Source organism: Maribacter sp. PR66, assembly GCF_028464205.1.
In the GTDB taxonomy this organism is placed as follows: domain Bacteria; phylum Bacteroidota; class Bacteroidia; order Flavobacteriales; family Flavobacteriaceae; genus Maribacter; species Maribacter flavus.
In genome coordinates, this window is the sequence record NZ_JAQPCH010000002.1 from 85,228 (window position 1) to 104,458 (window position 19,231).

Consider the following 19,231-nt stretch of genomic DNA (forward strand, 5'->3'; position numbering starts at 1 on the left):
TACCGATTTTAATGGGCTACCAGCCAGTTTTCTCCCATACCCAGTTCAACATCCAGGGGAACGGCCAATTCATACGCATTCTCCATTTCGGATTTAATTACCTGTTTTAGGGTTTCCAGTTCGGGCTTGTAAATGTCAAAAACCAATTCATCGTGTACCTGAAGCAGCATTTTGGATTTGTATCCGCCCTCGATCAATTTCTTGTGGATATTGATCATGGCTATTTTAATGATATCGGCCGCGCTTCCTTGTATGGGGGCATTCACGGCGTTTCGTTCGGCGGCACCTCTAACAACCGCATTGCTTCCGTTGATGTCCTTTAGATAGCGCCTACGGCCCAGAACGGTCTGTACGTATCCGTGCTCACGGGCAAAATCCACCTGTTCGCTGATATAGTTTCTAAGCTTCGGATAGGTTTTATAATAGGTGTCTATCAAATCTTTGGATTCTGAACGCGATAGGTCCGTCTGATTGCTTAGCCCAAAGGCCGAAACCCCATAAATAATTCCAAAGTTTACGGTCTTGGCATTGCTTCGTTGCTCCCGCGTTACTTCTTCCAAGGGTACGTTAAAAACCTTGGAGGCCGTGGATGCATGGATGTCCTCCCCGTTTTTGAAGGCCTCGATCATGGTGTCCTCTTGGCTTAGGGCGGCAATGATGCGCAGTTCTATTTGGGAATAATCCGCTGCCAGTAAGGTATAATCCCCATTTCTTGGGACAAAGGCTTTTCGTACCTGTCTACCTCTTTCCGTTCTAATGGGAATATTCTGTAGGTTGGGGTTGTTGCTGCTCAAACGTCCGGTAGCCGCAACGGTTTGCATATAATCCGTATGTACCCTGCCCGTAGAAGGTTCTACCTGTTCCGGCAAGGCATCCACATAGGTGCTTTTGAGTTTGGTAAGCCCCCTGTAATCAAGTACATTCCTAATGATTTCGTGGTCCTTGGCCAGATAGGAAAGTACGTCTTCTGCCGTGGAATATTGCCCCGTCTTGGTTTTCTTAGGTTTGTCCACCAACTTCATTTTATCAAAAAGGATTTCGCCCAGCTGTTTGGGCGAACCGATATTGAATTCTTCCCCGGCGGCCTCATAAATTTGCTGTTCCAGATTGGCGATATCGTTCTCAAGATCTTTGGAAAGGGACTTTAAAAAATCGATGTCCAAATTGATGCCTTCCAGTTCCATATCGGCCAAGACCCTTAACAAGGGTATTTCTATATCCCCAAAAAGTCCGTCCGTTTTGGCTTCCGCCAATTCCGGTCTAAAATGTTGGGCGAGTTGAAAGGTGATATCCGCATCCTCCACGGCATATTCCGTTTGTTTTTCCAAAGGTACTTCCCGCATGGAAAGCTGGTTTTTTCCCTTTTTGCCGATGAGCTCCGTTATGGAAATGGGGGTATAGTTCAGATAGGTTTCGGAGAGTACGTCCATATTATGGCGCATATCCGGATTGATGAGGTAATGGGCCAACATCGTATCAAAAAGTCTACCGTGAACTTTGATATTATACTTGTCCAAGACCTTAATGTCATATTTTAGGTTCTGGCCGATTTTTTCAATATTCTCCGATTCAAAAAACGGGCGTAACTCCTCGATGAGTTCTTGGGCCTTGTCCCGTTCCTCTGGAAACGGAAGATAAAAACCCTTTGTCGCCTCCCAGGAAAAGGCGATACCTACCAATTCCGCCTCCAAAGGATTGATGGAAGTGGTTTCCGTATCAAAGCAGACGGAGGTCTGTTTCATTAAATTCTGTAGGAACAACTTCATGGCCATTCCCGAGGCCACACTTTGATACACATGGGGAACATCGGCAATGGTATTTCTACTGGAAGTATCCTTGATGGTTGCTGGGGAAGCCCCATCCCCACCAAAAAGGGAAAATTGGCCACTGCCTGCGGAAGCGGCTATTTTTTGAGCCGTTTCCGTGCTGGTCACTTGGGTTTCCGTAGTGTCCTCTTCCCCTGAGAATATTTTGATGAATTGCTCCTTAAGCCTCCTGAACTCCAGCTCCTCGAATATTTTTTGGACGGCCTCGCTATCCGGAACGGAAAGTTCATAGTCCTCGGCATTAAAAGTAACGTCGCAATCCGTGCAAATGGTAGCCAGTTTTTTGGAGAGTCGGCCCAACTCGGCATTTTCAATGACTTTTTCCTTCATTTTGCCTGTCAACTGGTCCGCATTTTCCAAAAGCCCTTCCAAGGACCCGAACTGCTCAATGAATTTTTTGGCCGTTTTGTCTCCTACACCGGGCAGGCCGGGGATATTGTCACTGGCATCGCCCATCATGCCCAGGTAATCGATTACCTGTTCCGGGCGTTCTACCCCAAAGCGTTTTTGGACCTCTGGAATTCCCCATATCTCGATTCCGTTGCCCATACGTGCGGGTCGGTACATAAAAATATTTTCGGATACCAGCTGCCCAAAATCCTTATCTGGAGTTACCATAAACACTTTATAGCCTTCTTTTTCGGCCTGTTTTGATAAGGTGCCTATGATATCGTCCGCTTCCCAACCTTCCAAAATAACCGAAGGTATATGCATAGCTTTTAGGATATCCTGGATATAGGGTATCGCAATCCGGATGGCATCGGGTGTTTCATCCCTATTAGCTTTGTATTCCGGGAAAAGTTCCGTTCTCTCAGTACTGCCACCTTTGTCAAAACAGACGGCCAAATGGTCCGGTTTTTCGCGCTTTATCACATCGAACAGGGAATTCATAAAACCCATAATGGCACTGGTGTCCATCCCCTTGGAATTGATTCTTGGGTTTTTTATCAGTGCATAATAGCCACGAAAAATTAAGGCGTAGGCGTCCAGTAAAAACAGTCTTTTTTGTTCCGACATTTTTGAAAATTATAGGTGTGGGGTTAAAATTACGAAGTTTGTTTTAATGCGCTAAAGGTATGGGCAATTGATCCTAGGATTTTAAATAACTACCCGAGGGATTATTCAAATGCCCATCTTTGGTGTAGGTTCTATAGGTAAATCCTGGATGTATGCAATAGGCGCCCGTTTCCCCTTTTTTATTGATGGCGATAAACCCAATTTGGAAATCCTGCTTGTCCTTGTTCTTGTCAATGATACGTTTTACGCCTTCTTCGCAGGCTTCTTGGGGCGATTTTCCCTGGCGCATCAGTTCCACGATCAAAAAACTGCCCACGGTTCGTACCACTTCTTCGCCGACCCCCGTGGCCGTGGCCCCACCCACCTCATTATCCACAAAGAGTCCGGCACCTATTATGGGGGAATCGCCCACGCGCCCGGCCATTTTATAGGCCATGCCGCTCGTGGTACAGGCACCTGCGATATCTCCCTTTTCGTCTATGGCCAACATTCCAATGGTATCGTGGTTCTCAATATTGATGATAGGTTTATACTGCGATGTTTTTTTCCACTCCTCCCATTCCTTTTTTGATTGCTCCGTCAACAAATTTTGTTTTTCAAAACCTTGCTCGTAGGCGAACTGTTCCGCTCCTTTCCCAACCAGCATGACATGGGGCGTCTCTTCCATGACCTTTCGCGCTACTGAAATGGGATTGGCAATATTTTGAATGGCCAAAACGGCCCCGCAATTGGCATCCTTGTCCATGATGCAGGCATCCAGGGTTACGTTTCCATCCCGGTCCGGCCTGCCACCATTGCCCACCGTTTGGTTGTCCAGATTGTTCTCTTCAACCATCACGCCCTGGTGAACGGCATCCAGGGAACTTCCTCCCGCATTCAATACTTCCCAGGCCTTTGACGTGGCATTACCAAAATCCCAGGTGCAGATGGCGATAGGAATAGTTGCGGTTGATTGGGTATCGATTGATTTTTGGTTATTTGCATAGTCGTTAGGTGCCGCTATTATGGGAGTTGCCAACATGCCTGCAGTAAGGGCCCCGGAATTTTTTAAAAACTTTCTTCGTTGCATTGCTTTGGTTCTTTACTTTTAAGAAATTAAATATAAGAAGATGCTCGTAGAAGTCTGTGCAAATTCAGTTGAATCTGCCCTTAATGCAGAGAGGGCGGGAGCCGATAGAATAGAACTGTGTTCCGAATTGGCCGTGGGCGGTATCACACCTTCCTATGGGTTGTTAAAATGCATCAAGGAAAAGTGTTCCCTACCCGTTCATGTATTGATCCGACCCCGAAGTGGCGATTTTACCTATTCCAATGCTGAATTCAAGGTAATTCTCGAGGATATTGCCGTGTGCAGAAAGTTGGGTGTTGAAGGTGTCGTATCCGGCGTATTGCATGCTGATTATACCTTGGACGTAGCACGGACGGCCATGTTGATGGAGGCCGCACAAGGGATGAAGTTTACCTTTCACAGGGCCTTCGATTGGGTGAAAGATCCGGAAAAAACGATGGAAACGCTGGCGGATTTGAAGGTGGATTATGTGCTTACTTCAGGTCAGGGAAAGTCCGCCTTGGAAGGATTGGCACTTTTGAGGGATTTGAAACGATTATTTCCGAATGTGGCGATCATGCCAGGTTCCGGTATCAACGAGGAAAATGTCCGGTCCTTTCTGGAAGCGGGCTTTGAGGCGGTGCATTTGTCGGGTACCAAGTTCCGACAAACATTGACCTCACCGCCTCACATCTCCATGAACTCGGCATCCTTTTTGAACGATGATAAGCTGGGGTTTTCAAACTTTGAAACGATAAAAGCCGTGGTCGATAAGGTTAAATAAAATCCAAATGCACCACTTTCCCGTCGTGCATAAAATATATTTGTAAAAAAGAAAGGAATGCTCCGCTGGATAGTTTTTGTACTGATTTACCTAGGACTGAGTTTTTATATTGTTCAGGCCTTACGGGCCTTGTTCAGGCAACCTTGGGTCTATCTGGTTTATATTTTGGTGTCATTGGCCATCCTGGTCAATTTTATTTATCAGTTTACTGCAGGGGAGGAGGCGGGTCGTGTGTTGAGCAGGCCTAAAAGTTATGCCTTTGGCTTTTTACTGACGATGTTGTCCTTTAAGTTGGTCATCATACTCTTTTTGTTTTCCGAAGATATTTTCAGAATCCTTTCTGGCGTATACCAAAAACTCTTTGGGGCATCCAAGGCGTTCACCCTCCCCGAAAGGAGACGCTTTTTGGGTATGATTGCCTTGGGGATAGCCGCTTTGCCTTTTGGCGCCCTTTTGTACGGCATGTACAAGGGCAAGTATAATTTCAAGGTGCTGAAGTATACCTTGGAATTCGAAGATCTGCCGGATAGTTTTGACGGTTACCAGATCACCCAAATATCGGACATTCATAGTGGTAGTTTTGACGACCGGAATAAAATCGAATACGGAGTGAAACTTATCAATCAACAAAAAAGCGATTTACTACTTTTTACGGGAGATATGGTAAACAACAAGACCGAGGAAATGCTCCCTTGGGCCGATTTGTTCAGCACCTTGGAGGCCAAGGATGGTAAGTTTTCCGTGTTGGGCAACCATGATTACGGGGATTACATCGCATGGGAAACGGAGGCCTCTAAACAGAAGAATTTACAGGATTTGAAGGACTTGCAACGGAATATGGGGTTTGACCTTTTGCTCAACGAACACAGATACCTGCAAAAAGGGCAGGACCGTATTGCCCTGGTTGGAGTGGAAAATTGGGGAAAAGGTGGTTTCAAAAAAGCCGGCGACCTTAAAAAGGCTTCAGCACAAATACATCCTAACGATTTTACCATTTTAATGAGCCATGACCCTTCCCATTGGTCCGAAGAAGTATTGCATGACGAAAAGCACTATCACTTGACCTTAAGCGGGCATACTCACGGAATGCAATTTGGGATAGAGATACCCGGCTGGGTGAAATGGAGCCCCGTCAAATGGCGCTATCCGCATTGGGCGGGCATCTATAAGGAGTTGGGGCAGTTTATTAACGTCAATAGGGGCTTCGGGTTTTTGGGCTATCCTGGAAGGGTGGGCATTTGGCCGGAAATTACGGTACTCACCCTTAAAAAAAAGACCTTAACATGATTTTAACTTGGCCCGTTCTACACAATACATGGGGCCGACGTTGTATTTTAACATTTTTTACTACATTTGGCTTATAACGCAAAGCCGATTCTATGTCTAAATTTGGTGAACTTATAGACTTGAACGTTCCCGTGCTGTTGGATTTCTATGCAGAATGGAACGAACAATCCACTGCCATGCATCCCGTATTGCGCGATGTGGCCGCTGCCTTGGGAGACAAAGGTAAGGTCATAAAAATCGATGTGGACAAAAACAAGGAACTTTCCCAGGCATTGCGTGTTAAAGGTCTTCCCACCTTAATGATCTATAAAAAGGGCGAAATGGTCTGGCGCCAAAGTGGCGAGCAAGACGCAAAAACCCTCATAGGCATCCTAAACGAGTACGTTTAGCGGCAGTTTTTAATTTTCCTTCACCATTTTTATTCGATCGGGTTGCCAATGGTATCCTGCAGTAAATCGGTCGTAGTTTTATCCGTACTGATTGTATCGCTCATGGGCAAGGTATCTATTATCATATCCGGGTCGTCCTGATATTCGCCTTCGGGCATTTCAAAACTATCCTCGTCCTTGTAAAAATGTTGGAATTTGTCTATGTACTCGTTGAATATCAAAGTCTCTTTTTCCGCAAAATCCTTTTCATCGTTGGCGATTACGGTATCGATGTTTCTTCGGTAGGCTTCCATATCGGCTATGATATCGTCAATATTACTGTATTGTTCGTCCAAACTTGTGGAAGCATAGTACTCCAAACGTTCCTGATATTTTTTCTTTAAGACCCCGAACAACTCTCGAGCCTTGGTAGTTTCCCCAACTTTGTAATAACCATCCACAAAAGGCTCAACCAGTGAATAATAACCAAAAATTTCTACGGGCATGTTGGTCAAGGAAATTTCGATAATTTCCTTGGCCCTGTCCATCTTGTTCTCTTTAATTAGGGCTTCCATCAATCGGGCGAGGTTTCCTCTGTAACTTACACTTTGAATCCTCGTTTGGGTGTCATGGTAAATATTCTTGTCGCCGGCGTTGCCCCAGTCCCATTTTGTTACGATGTCGTACATCAAATCTGTATCAATACGGCCCATTTCAAAGGAGTTGGGTCTTTCGGTTCTAATAGGAACCAATTTATAGGCCAGGCCGTCCAATTGCAGATAGTCCTTCATCCAAAGGTATTCCGCATCGTCAAAACTTCCTCCAGAGAAATAGAGGGGTCTTTTCCAGTCATTGTTGGCAAGGATGTCCAACATCATCATGCTCTTTTTGGTAATGACACTGGGTAAGTTGATATCGATATAATCCACGATTATGGCGGAATCCTTCGGTTTTACCAAACCACTTTCCAAAACATTCTTTTTGTTTACAGGAACACGGATTTTGTTCGTTGGGTAGTATACCATGTTCTGGGTATTTTCTGAATAGTTACTTAAATCAGCACCCTGTTGTTCCAACAAATAACCCAATTTTGTGCGCGGTTTGTCACTATCGATCCAATTGATGAAATCCTTGATGGGCCACCTGTTTTCCGTAATACCTTGATGATATAAAACATCCCTGGAACCAAATCGATATTTGTCGTGTTCGATCTGCGAAGGAATCGGGTCGCTATCGTAGGCCTTTCGCTTCATTTGATCTATGTACCAATCCGTTTCGAACAAGCTTGTACAAACGATACGGACATCCGTACGGTATTTTTCTATTTCTTGGGCGTACCATAACGGGAAGGTGTCATTATCCCCGATGGTGAACAAAATGGCCCCGGCATCTTCCTGGCAGGAGTCCAAATATGATTTTGCGGATGAATTTGCCGTAAACCTGTTGGAGCGGTCATGGTCGTCCCAGTTCTGAACGGCCATCACGGTGGGAACCGCAAAAAGACACGCCACCACGACCACAGGCGCCAAAATCTTTGGTGTGATCCAATCCTTGAATCCGTCGTAGAGTCCATATACGCCAAGGCCTATCCAAATAGCGAATACATAAAAGGACCCTACCAAGGAATAGTCACGTTCCCTTGGCTGAAAAATATAGGGATTGGTGTAAAACTGTATGGCAATACCGGTAAAAAGGAAAAAGACCATGAGCACCCAGAACTGTTTAGGGTCTTTGGACACTTGAAAAACCAACCCAATGATTCCCAGCAGGAGCGGTAAAAAGAAGTAGGTATTCCTACCCGGATTGTTCAGGATGTCACTTGGCAGATTGTCTTGGCTACCCAATCTTGCACTGTCGATAAAGTTGATACCACTGAGCCAGTTTCCGTTGTCATTGTATCGGCCTTGAACATCGTTCTGTTTTCCAACAAAGTTCCACATGAAATAGCGCATATACATGTAGCTGAACTGGAATTCGAACATGTATTTAATGTTGTCCCAAACCGTAGGTGGCTGTACTTCAATATAATCGCTGAATCTTTTTATAAAGCTAATGTATTGGTCCGCATCTATTTCACCATTTTCAAAGCCTGTCTTCACTTGATTGATGGCTTCGGCCAAATCTGCATTGTATTCCGTCATCTTAAAATCCAACGGGCCAAAATACTGCATGTAGTTGGAAGCATGCTGTGAGCTCCACATTCTGGGTAATAAGCCCTGATGGTCTGGATTGGGACCCTGTTCAGAATTTTTGTATTTGTTTACGATAATATATTTCCCCAAGGTATAATCCTTTTCATACTTGGGGGTGCCGTCCCTATCCTCACCTGCGGGAGCGAACATATCTGAATAATACGAACCGTAAACAGGGCTGTCTACCCCGGGATATTGCTCCCTGTTGTAGTAGGCCAAAAGTGCCCGGGCATCCTCCGGATTGTTTTCATTGATGACCACCTGTGCATTGGCACGTATGGGAAGCATTAACCAAGATGAGAACCCTAGAAAAAGAAACATCAAGCAAAGCACTATGGTATTTGCAACCTTGTAATTGTTCTTTCTTGTGTAATTAAGGCCGAAATAAAAGGCCCCAATAAACAAAAGTCCGATAATTATGGAACCCGAATTGAATGGGAGGCCGATGGTATTGATGAAGAATACCTCGCCCCACCCGAAAAACATCAGTACATAGGTAAGGGAGAATTTATAGACCAACATCAAAATGGCAATAACGATGATATTGGCCAAAAGGAAATTTTTAACAGTGGTCTTTTTATAGGTCTTAAAATAGTAAAGTAGTCCAATGGACGGAATCGCCAAGAAGCCCATGAACTGCACTCCAAAGGTAAGGCCAACAACAAAGGAAATTAGCACGAGCCAACGGTCGCCCCTAGGGTCGTCCAGATTGTCTGTCCATTTAAGTCCCAACCATAGCAAAAGTGCCATGATTAAACTAGCGGATGCATACACTTCGGTCTCCACCGCATTGAACCAAAAGCTATCTGAAAAAGTAAAGGCCAAGGATCCAATAAGACCACTTCCCAATATGGCAATTGCCTTGCTATTGGTCATGGGTTCAATATCGTCCAATAATTTTTGCGCAATATTGGTAATGGTCCAAAACATGAACAGGATTGTAAAGGCACTAGACACACCGGAAACTAAATTGACCATCATGGCAACTTGGCTGGGTTCCATGGCGAACATGGAAAAAAAAGCACCGATCATCTGTAACAACGGAGCCCCAGGAGGATGCCCTACCTGTAATTTAGCCGATGTGGCTATATACTCCCCGGCATCCCAAAAACTATTGGTTGGCTCAACGGTAATAAAGTAAGTTATGAAGGCAATAAAAAAGACGGACCACCCAAGAAGGGTGTCCCATTTTTTGAAGTTCTTTGAAAACATGGAACCTTGGTTAAAGCTATCCGGCGAAAATACTAATTTATATAGATACCCACCCATTATTTTTATAAACCTTTAACAGGCAGGGAAATAGGTGTTTTTGCTTATTTGGCTTAAAAAATGTTTGTTCAAACCAAACTTTGTTTTAAATTTGCACGCTCTTAAAGGTATTGGCCCATGGTGTAATGGTAACACTCCGGTTTTTGGTACCGTCATTCTAGGTTCGAGTCCTAGTGGGCCAACTGATAATAATATGAAATCCCAGCATCCTAGATGTTGGGATTTTTAATTTTGGATTTATGGGGACGAGTAGCCTCTCCAGAGCGTAGTCGAGGGAAGTGCTTATGAGTCAACAGGTTTTTACAATCTCGATAAAAGTGTATTGGCATTTTTATACTCCCTACTAATCGAAACAAAATGCATTTTAAGGAATTGTTTTCTTAAACCAATTGAAGATAAAATTATTTTTGCTTCAGTGTTTTTTCAAAGATTAAACTTTAATTACAGATTAAAGTTAAATTTGAAAAGCTATTGGTTCATATTGGCAATATATACTTAAAAGCTTGGTTATAATCATAATTTAAGGTTATAAGTTTTTTTTCTAAAACACTACTTACTATGTTGAAAACCTTTATGTTTTTACTAATTTCTTTTCTGTTTTTAACTAGTTGCAACAAATCAGAGGAAAGTTCTGTCCCGGTAATTCCAGAAGAGGAAAATGATATTACAAAACCTTCTATAAGAGTTACAAATGATTTGGAAGGTGTTATGGAAGAGGTAACTCAAATTACTTTCGTTATAACTGATAATTCTGAGAACGTGACAACTACCGTAAGAATTGATGATATTCAGGTTTTTAGTACAAAGGATAAAGAATTTTCTATTCAAATCGATCCATTTGATTTTTTAAATGGAGAACATGTACTTAATATTGAGTCATTGGATGAGGCCAATAATAAAGGAGAGCTAACCGAAAGTATTCAACTGCAAAAATTATTGTTTGTATACCCGGATATTCAAATATTGTCATTCCTTCAGTCAGAAACTCTCGAATACTATTTATTAATTAATATGATTGATGGAAATCTTATAGAGTCTAGAAAAATAGAATCTGTTGTGGAAAATCGGTTTTATGCCCCGGATGGTTTTGAGAAACAAAATTTTACTGTAACGCTATTTGGAATGCCAAAGAACGAATCTGTATTAAATGGATATGCCGTTTCGTATTCAGATTTAAGTCCTGGTTCAGTTTCATTGTCTTCGGGACAGTTGGAAGTAAGGTCTATTCCCAATATCGAAAAGGATGTAGAATTCGATTTGAGTCTTACCAATGTACAAGAAATAATAAACATAGAACTTTTTGGCAGGGAATATTTAAATGGGCCTTTTTACTTTGAATCTGATACTTACTCATCTTCAGTTTCTTTATCCTCTAGTACGGTGGGTCCATTATTGATGTATTATTCTGAAAATAAAAATGATTTAGATGATTATAGGTATTATTTTTTAAATGAATACTCAGACACCACGGTTTCTTTTAATGATTTTAATTCAGTTGCGAGTACAGTAGGGGTAAGTTCTCTTTCTAATATTGATAACTTTACTTTTGGTCTTAGGGGTTATAAAAGTCAAGTTGCTTATGAAAATGATAAGTTTAACGAAGTTTACACGAATAGTTTTGAAGGCTTTGAGTTAAATGTTTTCCAAGTCCCACAATTTGATGTGTATGAAATTTACACGCAAAGTTTCGGTGCGGATTTAGATGAAAAAACTAAGTTTTTATCTACTACTAGAGGGTTAGGGCCTGTCTCAGTTCCAGACTGGAGTGCAAGCCTTTCTGGTGATAAAGTATTAACCAGTGGTGATTATGATGTATTTCAGATGATTGCTAATTTCAGGTTGCCAACTACTGCTGGAACATTTGTTTTTGATTGGAATTATTTTATGCGAAATAACCCTGAATTTAATGTGCCTTTTACGAATTTCGAAATTCCATTGGAAATACAAGAAAAGTTTGATACTATTGGTCTAAATGTTAAGGATTTTAACAGTGCTGAAAATTTAAGATTCTCTATGGAGGATTTCGAAATACCTGTTCATATGGAGGAGGGTGCATTCACCGGGTTTAGAAGACTTAATAGAAATAAAGATTATAAATCAATTAGTATTATCGTTAAATAGTTAATGAGGTTCAATTTTCTCAAATTATTATCCACAATTAACATAAAAGTGTTGAAACTTTACAATGCTACACCCTGCAAGCTAATTTATAGGTTTACCTTTTCGCTGTTCTTCTTGTAAACATATTCCCTACTCCTCGTATTCCAGTGAAAAATGGGTTATTTACTCTAAAAGGCTTGATAAACGTTGTAACCTATCCTCTAATCGACAATTTTTGTAATACAAATCCCATATGTTGTATATTGCCCATGATTTGAGTTAAGAATTTTCGGTAAAAGAAACCTGATTTTAGCAAGTCTCTGTTAGTTTTACCCCGCCTAACGAAGCATTTTTATGAAATTGACCGTTAAAAGCTTAAAGATAATTTTACTAGTTGTTTTGCTTGGTTTTGGGATAGGCATTTACCTTCAGGATTTACAGCATAGAAAGAGTACCCAGCATGCCTGGAAGGCCAATAGGTATAATCTATCTAGATTCGATAAAATTACCGAGTACAACAAAAAAATGAACGCCGGTAACTGGCAGATGATGCGCGATAGCATTCAAGGTCAATTGGATACCTTAATGATACTAAGGTTTAGAAGGGAGGTCGATAGTATTAATGATCTGAATAGTCAGGATGGAAAACCACAAACAGCACAATTGCTAGGTGGAATGAGGTGAGAATAAAACTATTTCCAATATAATTTGTGTGGGGTTTTCTTAAATTATTTGATTGAATTCTAACATCTTATTGCATACAATAAAGAATATTGTATATTTGCAGCACTGAAAGAATAAAAGTATTCGTGAGGGGACAATTTGTCCCCTCTTTTATTACTTGGTTTTTTATGTTGAAGGAAAAGGTTAAGGTTTTATTGGAAAAGGGATTGGAAGAAGATCCTTCGTTATTTTTAATCGATTTTACGGTGTCCCCGGATAACAAAATTAAGGTAGTGATCGATGGTGATGCCGGTGTGACCGTAAATGATTGTATCAAGATAAGTAGGGCCATTGAACATAATTTGGATCGGGAAGAGGAGGACTTTTCCCTTGAAGTTGCTTCTGCCGGGGCAACGGCGCCCATGGTGATGCCAAGACAATATAAAAAGAATATAGGAAGAAAACTGGAGGTTGAGACTTCTGGTTCGTCATTCGAAGGTAAGCTGACACAGGCCAATGATGAATATATCGTTTTGGAATGGAAAGCTAGGGAGCCCAAACCTGTTGGTAAGGGAAAAGTTACAGTGCAGAAAAGAGAGGAGATCCCCTTTTCTGATATTAAAAAAGCGAAAGTTGTATTAAAATTTTAATTGTAATAACCAATGGAAAATATTGCGTTAATCGAATCTTTCTCGGAGTTTAAGGATGACAAGTTCATAGACAGGGTAACACTTATGGCAATTTTGGAGGATGTTTTTAGGAACGCCCTTAAAAAGAAGTTTGGGTCCGATGATAACTTTGATATCATTATTAACCCTGACAAGGGAGATTTGGAGATTTGGCGTAACCGGGTGGTAGTCGAGGATGGAGAAGTGGAAGATCCCAATGAGGAAATTTCCCTTTCCGAGGCACGTAAGATAGAACCTGATTTTGAAGTAGGCGAGGACGTATCTGAAGAGGTTAAGTTGATCGATTTGGGGAGACGGGCTATTTTGGCACTCCGTCAAAATTTAATCGCCAAAATCCATGAGCACGATAATACCACCATATACAAGCAGTTTAAAGATCTTGAGGGAGAGATTTATACCGCTGAGGTGCATCATATCCGTCACAAGGCGGTTATTTTGTTGGACGATGAGGGCAATGAAATTATTCTTCCAAAGGACAGACAGATCCCATCGGACTTTTTTAGAAAAGGGGACAATGTTAGGGGTATCATTGAAAGTGTAGAGTTGAAAGGTGCCAAACCCACGATCATCATGTCCCGAAGCTCTCCCTTGTTCTTGGAACAATTGTTCTTTCAGGAAATACCAGAGGTTTTTGATGGTTTGATTACCATTAAGAAGGCGGTGCGTATTCCTGGTGAAAAGGCAAAAGTGGCGGTAGATTCATACGATGACAGGATAGACCCGGTAGGGGCCTGTGTAGGTATGAAGGGGTCGCGGATCCATGGAATCGTTAGGGAGTTGGGCAATGAGAATATCGATGTAATCAACTGGACTTCCAATCCGCAGTTATTGGTGACAAGGGCATTGAGCCCTGCCAGGGTATCTTCGGTAAAACTGGACGACGAAAAAATGACCGCTCAGGTATACTTAAAGCCAGAGGAAGTGTCCAAGGCTATTGGTCGAGGAGGTCATAATATTCGCCTGGCAGGTCAATTGACCGGTTATGAGATCGATGTGTTCAGGGAAGGTGTTGAGGAAGATGTGGAGTTGACAGAGTTCTCCGATGAAATCGATGGTTGGATCATTGAGGAGTTTAAGAAAATAGGGTTGGATACGGCCAGGAGTGTTTTGGAACAGGACGTGGACGATTTGGTAAAACGTACCGACTTGGAGGAAGAGACAATTATAGAAGTTGTACGTATCCTAAAAGAAGAATTAGAAGATTAGCTATATATTAGCGGATAAATAAAAGAACGGGAATCAGTATTTATGGCAGATAATCCAAAAATAAGACTTAATAAAGTTCTTCGAGAGCTTAATATCTCCTTGGACAGGGCAGTAGATTACTTGAACAGCAAAGGACATGATGTGGACGCAAGGCCGACCACAAAAATCTCCGATGAGGTATATCAAGTGCTATTGGACGAGTTCCAGACCGATAAGAGCAAGAAAGTTGCTTCAAAAGAGGTAGGGGAGGAAAAGCGAAAGGAGAAGGAAGCCATACGGGTCCAATTGGAGCAGGAGCAGGAAGAACGAAGATTGGCACGTGAAAAAAGAAATGCTGCCCAAGAAGAAAATAGACTTACGGGAAAAGTGGAGCTTGCCGGACCCAAAACGGTTGGTAAAATCGACCTAAACCCTAAGAAAAAGGAAGAGCCTCCTAAACCAAAGGAGGAAAAAAAGGTACAGGAACCGGAAAAGGTATCCGAAGAAAAGAAGGTAGAAATAAAACCGCAAGCCGAAACACCTGTAGCTGACAAGCCGAAAGAGGTAGCGCCTGAAATTAAATCAGATGCGCCCGAAACCTTGGAGACCCAGTACAAGAAGTTATCCGGACCAAAAATTACGGGCGATAAAATAGACCTTTCCAAATTCCAGAAGCCGAAAAAGAAGAAGGAAGAGAAAAGTAGTTCGGACAGTTCAGACCGTAAGAAGCGTAGAAAGCGTATTGTAAGTAAAAATACATCGGGTCCCGGTCAATCTAAGGGTGGTAATTCCAACGACCGCAAGGGCAATAGACGCTTTGCGGCTTCCAAGGTAGAGCCTACTGAGGAAGATGTTCAAAAGCAGGTGCGTGAGACCTTGGAGAAACTGCAAGGAAAATCCAAAAAAGGCAAAGGTGCCAAGTATAGAAGGGATAAGAGAGATCAACACCGTCAGCAAACGGAAAAAGACCTGGAGCAACAAGAACTGGAAAGTAAAATCCTTAAGGTTACCGAATTTGTTACCGCCAGTGAGGTTGCAACGATGATGGATGTTTCCACTACAGAGATTATTTCGGCCTGTATGTCATTGGGTATCATGGTTACTATGAACCAGCGATTGGATGCGGAAACACTTTCGATTGTTGCGGAAGAGTTCGGCTATGAGGTAGAATTCGTGACGGCGGATATTGAGGAGAGTATAGTTGAGGAAGCGGATGCTCCCGAGGATTTGGAGCCTAGGGCACCTATTGTTACGGTAATGGGACATGTGGACCATGGTAAGACATCTTTGCTTGACTACATTAGGGAAGAGAATGTAATTGCTGGTGAAAGCGGGGGTATTACCCAACATATTGGGGCCTATGCTGTCACCTTGGACAATGGTCAAAAAATTTCATTTTTGGATACACCGGGTCACGAAGCTTTTACGGCGATGCGTGCAAGGGGTGCTCAGGTGACGGACATTGCAATTATTGTAATTGCCGCGGATGATGATATTATGCCGCAAACTAAAGAGGCCATAAGTCATGCGCAAGCTGCAGGTGTGCCTATTGTATTTGCTATCAATAAGGTCGATAAGCCAACGGCAAATCCCGATAAAATTAAGGAAGGACTTGCCCAGATGAATTTATTGGTGGAAGATTGGGGCGGTAAAATTCAGTCACATGACATTTCAGCCAAGACAGGGCAGGGTGTTCAGGAGCTTTTGGAAAAGGTATTATTGGAGGCCGAATTATTGGAATTAAAGGCCAATCCCAACAAATTGGCTTCTGGTACGGTAGTAGAGGCGTTTTTGGACAAAGGAAAAGGATATGTATCGACAATCTTGGTGCAGGCTGGTTCCTTGAATATTGGGGATTATGTTTTGGCCGGAACAACCAGTGGAAAGGTAAAGGCCATGCAGGACGAGCGAGGAAAGAGCGTTACCAAGGTCGGTCCATCGCAACCTATATCCATCTTAGGTTTGGACGGTGCGCCACAAGCAGGTGATAAGTTCCATGTCCTACAAGATGAGCGTGAGGCCAAGCAGATTGCGGCCAGAAGGTCCCAATTACAGCGGGAGCAATCGGTCAGGACTCAGCGTCATATCACATTGGATGAAATTGGAAGACGTATAGCCTTGGGCGAATTCAAGGAATTGAACATTATACTTAAAGGTGATGTGGATGGTTCCGTTGAAGCTTTGACTGATTCGTTCCAGAAACTGTCTACCGATGAAATCCAGGTGAACATTATCTACAAAGCTGTTGGGCCTATTACGGAGTCCGATGTTTTATTGGCCTCCGCCTCGGATGCTATCATCATAGGATTTAATGTTAGGCCGATGGGCAATGCCAAGGCCATGGCCGAAAATGAGGAGATAGACATCAGGATGTATTCCATTATTTACGACGCCATAAATGATTTGAAAGATGCGATGGAAGGCATGCTTTCCCCGGAAATGAAAGAGGAGATTACCGGTACTGCCGAAATCAGGGAGACCTTTAAAATATCCAAAATTGGCACTATTGCAGGCTGTATGGTAACAAGTGGAAAAATATTCAGGAATTCCAATATTCGCCTAATTAGGGACGGTGTAGTAATTTACACGGGTGAACTGGCATCCTTGAAGCGCTTTAAGGATGATGTCAAGGAAGTTTCCAAAGGGTATGATTGTGGTCTCCAGATCAAGAACTACAATGACATCAACGTAGATGATATTGTGGAAGCCTTCCAAGAGGTGGCCGTTAAAAAGAAGTTGAAATAAAGCGAAACGGATTGCTTGAATAACAATTAAAAAATCGGCCTTTTAGGTCGATTTTTTCGGTTTTAAGAGCATGGCATTGGGGTATTTTTTCCGCACCTCGTTGAATTTGCGCTCAGCCTCCAATTTCGATTTAAATTTACCAACTCGAATTCTGTATGTAGGTGAGTCGAAATCAATTTGTGAGGGTAGATCTGGGAAGTCGATTTCCACATTGCTTTTAATCTCTTGGGCCTTTTCGTTATTGCTTACAAAACCAACTTGAATCCTGTAATAATCGTTCTTGTCCAAGGTTTTCTTGTAAAGCTCCAACAATTGTGTTATTTGAACATCCTGATCAATGGAGATAGTACCTTCCTGGGCGTTCGCAAAGGTTGCAAAAAGTAAGGTGAACGCTATGTAAATGACATTTTTCATCTAAAAATGGGATGTTTTAGTTCCCTTTGCAAATGTAAATTTTTAAGGAATAAAGGGTTAGCATTTTTAACTATTTAGAATAATTATAAATTATAAGGTATAAAGACATTAACCTTTTACCAAATAAAGTCTATGTCGTATTTTTGCCATCGATTAAGGCATTTTTTTACCGTTTGTCGTTAAAATGCGGGCTAAAATCGTGCCAAGATTCCGATTGAAATATTCTATGTATGAAAAAGGTACCGTACCGCAATCAATTTTCTAAAGTCTTTGTTTTTAGTTTAGTAGTTAGCCTACTTTTTTCAGTTTCTTTATCGGCGCAAGACACTGCTGCGGAGTCTGCTGATGTTTCTGTAGAGTCAGCAGAGGCTGCTCCGACCGATGGTGATCCGGCTGCCGGTAAGGCTTTGTTCAATCAAAATTGTGCGGCTTGCCACGCATTGAATCGCAAGATGACTGGCCCTGCCCTGGCAAACGTCGAAAGCCGTTTGGCCGAAGAAGAGGGGTTGGATAGGGAATGGTTGTACGCCTGGATAAAAAATAGTCCAGGGATGATTAAGTCCGGGGATGCTTATGCGGTAAGGATATACAACGAATACAATCAAGCGGCTATGACCGCTTTTCCTACGTTGACCAACGAGGATATCGACAATATATTGGCGTATACGGCTGCTCCGCCACCGGCTCCTACAGCCCCGGCTGCCGGAGAAGCTGCTGCGGTTACGGCGGGTGCTGCTTCCGGGGGCATTTCCAATGAAATGATTTTGGGTGCTTTGGCCCTCGTTTTCGCTTTATTGGTCGTAATGTTGTTTTTGGTAAATAACACCTTGCGAAGAATAGCCGAGGCGAATGGAATTTCCATAGAAAAGGAAAGGGCTGAAAAGAGGGTTCCAATTTGGAAGGCCTTTGCGCAAAACCAGTTCTTGGTACTGGTAACCGTAATTTTTCTACTGTTAGGTAGTGCTTATTTTGCGTACGGATGGATGATGCAGATCGGTGTCGATCAAGGATATGCTCCCATCCAGCCCATTCATTATTCCCATAAAATACACGCGGGCGATAATAAAATCGAGTGTAAATACTGTCACTCGTCAGCAAGGGTATCCAAACACTCCGGAATTCCTTCCTTGAATGTCTGTATGAACTGTCATAAATCCATTTACGAGTACAAGGGTAATCCTGAGGGGCCTTCGGCTGAGGATTTGGCGAACGGTTATACCAATGAGTTTTACACCAAAGAAATCAAGAAGTTGTATAAGGCTGTAGGTTGGGACGAGGAAAACCAAAAGTATACCGGTGAATCACAGCCTGTGGAATGGGTCCGAATCCACAATTTGCCTGATTTCGCCTATTTCAACCATTCCCAACATGTTTCGGTAGCTGGTGTCGAGTGTCAGACATGTCATGGTCCGGTTGAGGAAATGGAGATAATGTACCAATATTCTCCTTTGACCATGGGGTGGTGTATCAATTGTCACCGCGAAACAAACGTTAAAGTTGAGGGTAACGAGTATTACGAAAAAATTCACGCAGAGCTTTCCAAAAAGTATGGTGTTGAGAATTTGACAGCGGCCCAAATGGGTGGTTTGGAATGTGGAAAGTGTCACTATTAATTTATATAAGAAGCTAATTACAGATATTACG

At 42.5% G+C, this 19,231-nt stretch carries 13 protein-coding genes and 1 tRNA gene; 10 read left to right on the top strand and 4 right to left on the bottom strand.

The window, feature by feature from the left end:
* Window positions 1-8: 8 nt before the first annotated feature.
* Window positions 9-2,843 carry a DNA polymerase I gene (gene polA, locus PP181_RS05295; protein ID WP_272636262.1) on the bottom strand — a complete coding sequence of 945 codons (2,835 nt, stop codon included), beginning with the start codon at window positions 2,841-2,843 and terminating at the stop codon, window positions 9-11.
* A gap of 73 nt (window positions 2,844-2,916) precedes the next feature.
* The gene (locus tag PP181_RS05300; protein WP_272636263.1) at window positions 2,917-3,912 is read right to left on the bottom strand and encodes an isoaspartyl peptidase/L-asparaginase family protein; all 996 of its coding nucleotides are present in this window, start codon (window positions 3,910-3,912) and stop codon (window positions 2,917-2,919) included.
* Window positions 3,913-3,952: 40 nt separating this feature from the next.
* Here PP181_RS05300 and PP181_RS05305 point away from each other — a divergent pair, with 40 nt between their 5' ends.
* The 3 genes from PP181_RS05305 to PP181_RS05315 all read left to right on the top strand — a co-directional run bounded on the left by PP181_RS05305 (window position 3,953) and on the right by PP181_RS05315 (window position 6,351).
* Complete coding sequence (locus PP181_RS05305) at window positions 3,953-4,675, top strand: copper homeostasis protein CutC (RefSeq protein WP_272636264.1); 723 nt, start codon at window positions 3,953-3,955, stop codon at window positions 4,673-4,675.
* Window positions 4,676-4,732: 57 nt separating this feature from the next.
* Window positions 4,733-5,962: a metallophosphoesterase gene (locus PP181_RS05310; protein ID WP_272636265.1), complete on the top strand. Its 1,230-nt coding sequence runs from the start codon at window positions 4,733-4,735 to the stop codon at window positions 5,960-5,962.
* A gap of 92 nt (window positions 5,963-6,054) precedes the next feature.
* Window positions 6,055-6,351 carry a thioredoxin family protein gene (locus PP181_RS05315; RefSeq protein ID WP_138258789.1) on the top strand — a complete coding sequence of 99 codons (297 nt, stop codon included), beginning with the start codon at window positions 6,055-6,057 and terminating at the stop codon, window positions 6,349-6,351.
* 29 nt (window positions 6,352-6,380) lie between these two features.
* Here the strand turns inward: PP181_RS05315 and PP181_RS05320 are convergent, their stop codons facing one another.
* Window positions 6,381-9,734: a DUF2723 domain-containing protein gene (locus PP181_RS05320; protein WP_272636266.1), complete on the bottom strand. Its 3,354-nt coding sequence runs from the start codon at window positions 9,732-9,734 to the stop codon at window positions 6,381-6,383.
* A gap of 168 nt (window positions 9,735-9,902) precedes the next feature.
* Between PP181_RS05320 and PP181_RS05325 the strand changes: the two genes are divergently transcribed.
* From PP181_RS05325 to infB, 6 genes are all read left to right on the top strand, one after another.
* Window positions 9,903-9,973: transfer RNA gene (locus PP181_RS05325), tRNA-Gln, on the top strand.
* Between the two features lie 376 nt (window positions 9,974-10,349).
* Window positions 10,350-11,912 carry a hypothetical protein gene (locus PP181_RS05330; RefSeq protein WP_272636267.1) on the top strand — a complete coding sequence of 521 codons (1,563 nt, stop codon included), beginning with the start codon at window positions 10,350-10,352 and terminating at the stop codon, window positions 11,910-11,912.
* A gap of 333 nt (window positions 11,913-12,245) precedes the next feature.
* The gene (locus tag PP181_RS05335) at window positions 12,246-12,575 is read left to right on the top strand and encodes a hypothetical protein (protein WP_272636268.1); all 330 of its coding nucleotides are present in this window, start codon (window positions 12,246-12,248) and stop codon (window positions 12,573-12,575) included.
* Window positions 12,576-12,742: 167 nt separating this feature from the next.
* Window positions 12,743-13,204 (top strand): ribosome assembly cofactor RimP, encoded by a 462-nt coding sequence (gene rimP / locus PP181_RS05340; protein ID WP_272636269.1) that lies wholly within the window; start codon window positions 12,743-12,745, stop codon window positions 13,202-13,204.
* A gap of 12 nt (window positions 13,205-13,216) precedes the next feature.
* Window positions 13,217-14,449 carry a transcription termination factor NusA gene (gene nusA, locus PP181_RS05345; protein ID WP_138258784.1) on the top strand — a complete coding sequence of 411 codons (1,233 nt, stop codon included), beginning with the start codon at window positions 13,217-13,219 and terminating at the stop codon, window positions 14,447-14,449.
* 42 nt (window positions 14,450-14,491) lie between these two features.
* Window positions 14,492-17,173, top strand: a complete 2,682-nt coding sequence (gene infB / locus PP181_RS05350; protein WP_272636270.1) for a translation initiation factor IF-2 — start codon at window positions 14,492-14,494, stop codon at window positions 17,171-17,173.
* Between the two features lie 42 nt (window positions 17,174-17,215).
* Here infB and PP181_RS05355 read toward each other — a convergent pair whose 3' ends face one another.
* Window positions 17,216-17,587: an SPOR domain-containing protein gene (locus tag PP181_RS05355; RefSeq protein WP_138258782.1), complete on the bottom strand. Its 372-nt coding sequence runs from the start codon at window positions 17,585-17,587 to the stop codon at window positions 17,216-17,218.
* A gap of 230 nt (window positions 17,588-17,817) precedes the next feature.
* On the opposite strand from PP181_RS05355, the gene PP181_RS05360 reads away from it, so the two are divergent.
* Window positions 17,818-19,200 (top strand): cytochrome c3 family protein, encoded by a 1,383-nt coding sequence (locus PP181_RS05360; RefSeq protein ID WP_272636271.1) that lies wholly within the window; start codon window positions 17,818-17,820, stop codon window positions 19,198-19,200.
* The last annotated feature ends 31 nt before the right edge of the window (window positions 19,201-19,231 follow it).

What these genes read in the sequence shown, in the direction of transcription:
- polA (WP_272636262.1), bottom strand. Translation starts at nt 2,843, where the DNA reads ATGTCGGAACAAAAAAGACTGTTTTTACTGGACGCCTACGCCTTAATT.
- PP181_RS05300 (WP_272636263.1), bottom strand. Translation starts at nt 3,912, where the DNA reads ATGCAACGAAGAAAGTTTTTAAAAAATTCCGGGGCCCTTACTGCAGGC.
- PP181_RS05305 (WP_272636264.1), top strand. Translation starts at nt 3,953, where the DNA reads ATGCTCGTAGAAGTCTGTGCAAATTCAGTTGAATCTGCCCTTAATGCA.
- PP181_RS05310 (WP_272636265.1), top strand. Translation starts at nt 4,733, where the DNA reads ATGCTCCGCTGGATAGTTTTTGTACTGATTTACCTAGGACTGAGTTTT.
- PP181_RS05315 (WP_138258789.1), top strand. Translation starts at nt 6,055, where the DNA reads ATGTCTAAATTTGGTGAACTTATAGACTTGAACGTTCCCGTGCTGTTG.
- PP181_RS05320 (WP_272636266.1), bottom strand. Translation starts at nt 9,734, where the DNA reads ATGTTTTCAAAGAACTTCAAAAAATGGGACACCCTTCTTGGGTGGTCC.
- PP181_RS05330 (WP_272636267.1), top strand. Translation starts at nt 10,350, where the DNA reads ATGTTGAAAACCTTTATGTTTTTACTAATTTCTTTTCTGTTTTTAACT.
- PP181_RS05335 (WP_272636268.1), top strand. Translation starts at nt 12,246, where the DNA reads ATGAAATTGACCGTTAAAAGCTTAAAGATAATTTTACTAGTTGTTTTG.
- rimP (WP_272636269.1), top strand. Translation starts at nt 12,743, where the DNA reads ATGTTGAAGGAAAAGGTTAAGGTTTTATTGGAAAAGGGATTGGAAGAA.
- nusA (WP_138258784.1), top strand. Translation starts at nt 13,217, where the DNA reads ATGGAAAATATTGCGTTAATCGAATCTTTCTCGGAGTTTAAGGATGAC.
- infB (WP_272636270.1), top strand. Translation starts at nt 14,492, where the DNA reads ATGGCAGATAATCCAAAAATAAGACTTAATAAAGTTCTTCGAGAGCTT.
- PP181_RS05355 (WP_138258782.1), bottom strand. Translation starts at nt 17,587, where the DNA reads ATGAAAAATGTCATTTACATAGCGTTCACCTTACTTTTTGCAACCTTT.
- PP181_RS05360 (WP_272636271.1), top strand. Translation starts at nt 17,818, where the DNA reads ATGAAAAAGGTACCGTACCGCAATCAATTTTCTAAAGTCTTTGTTTTT.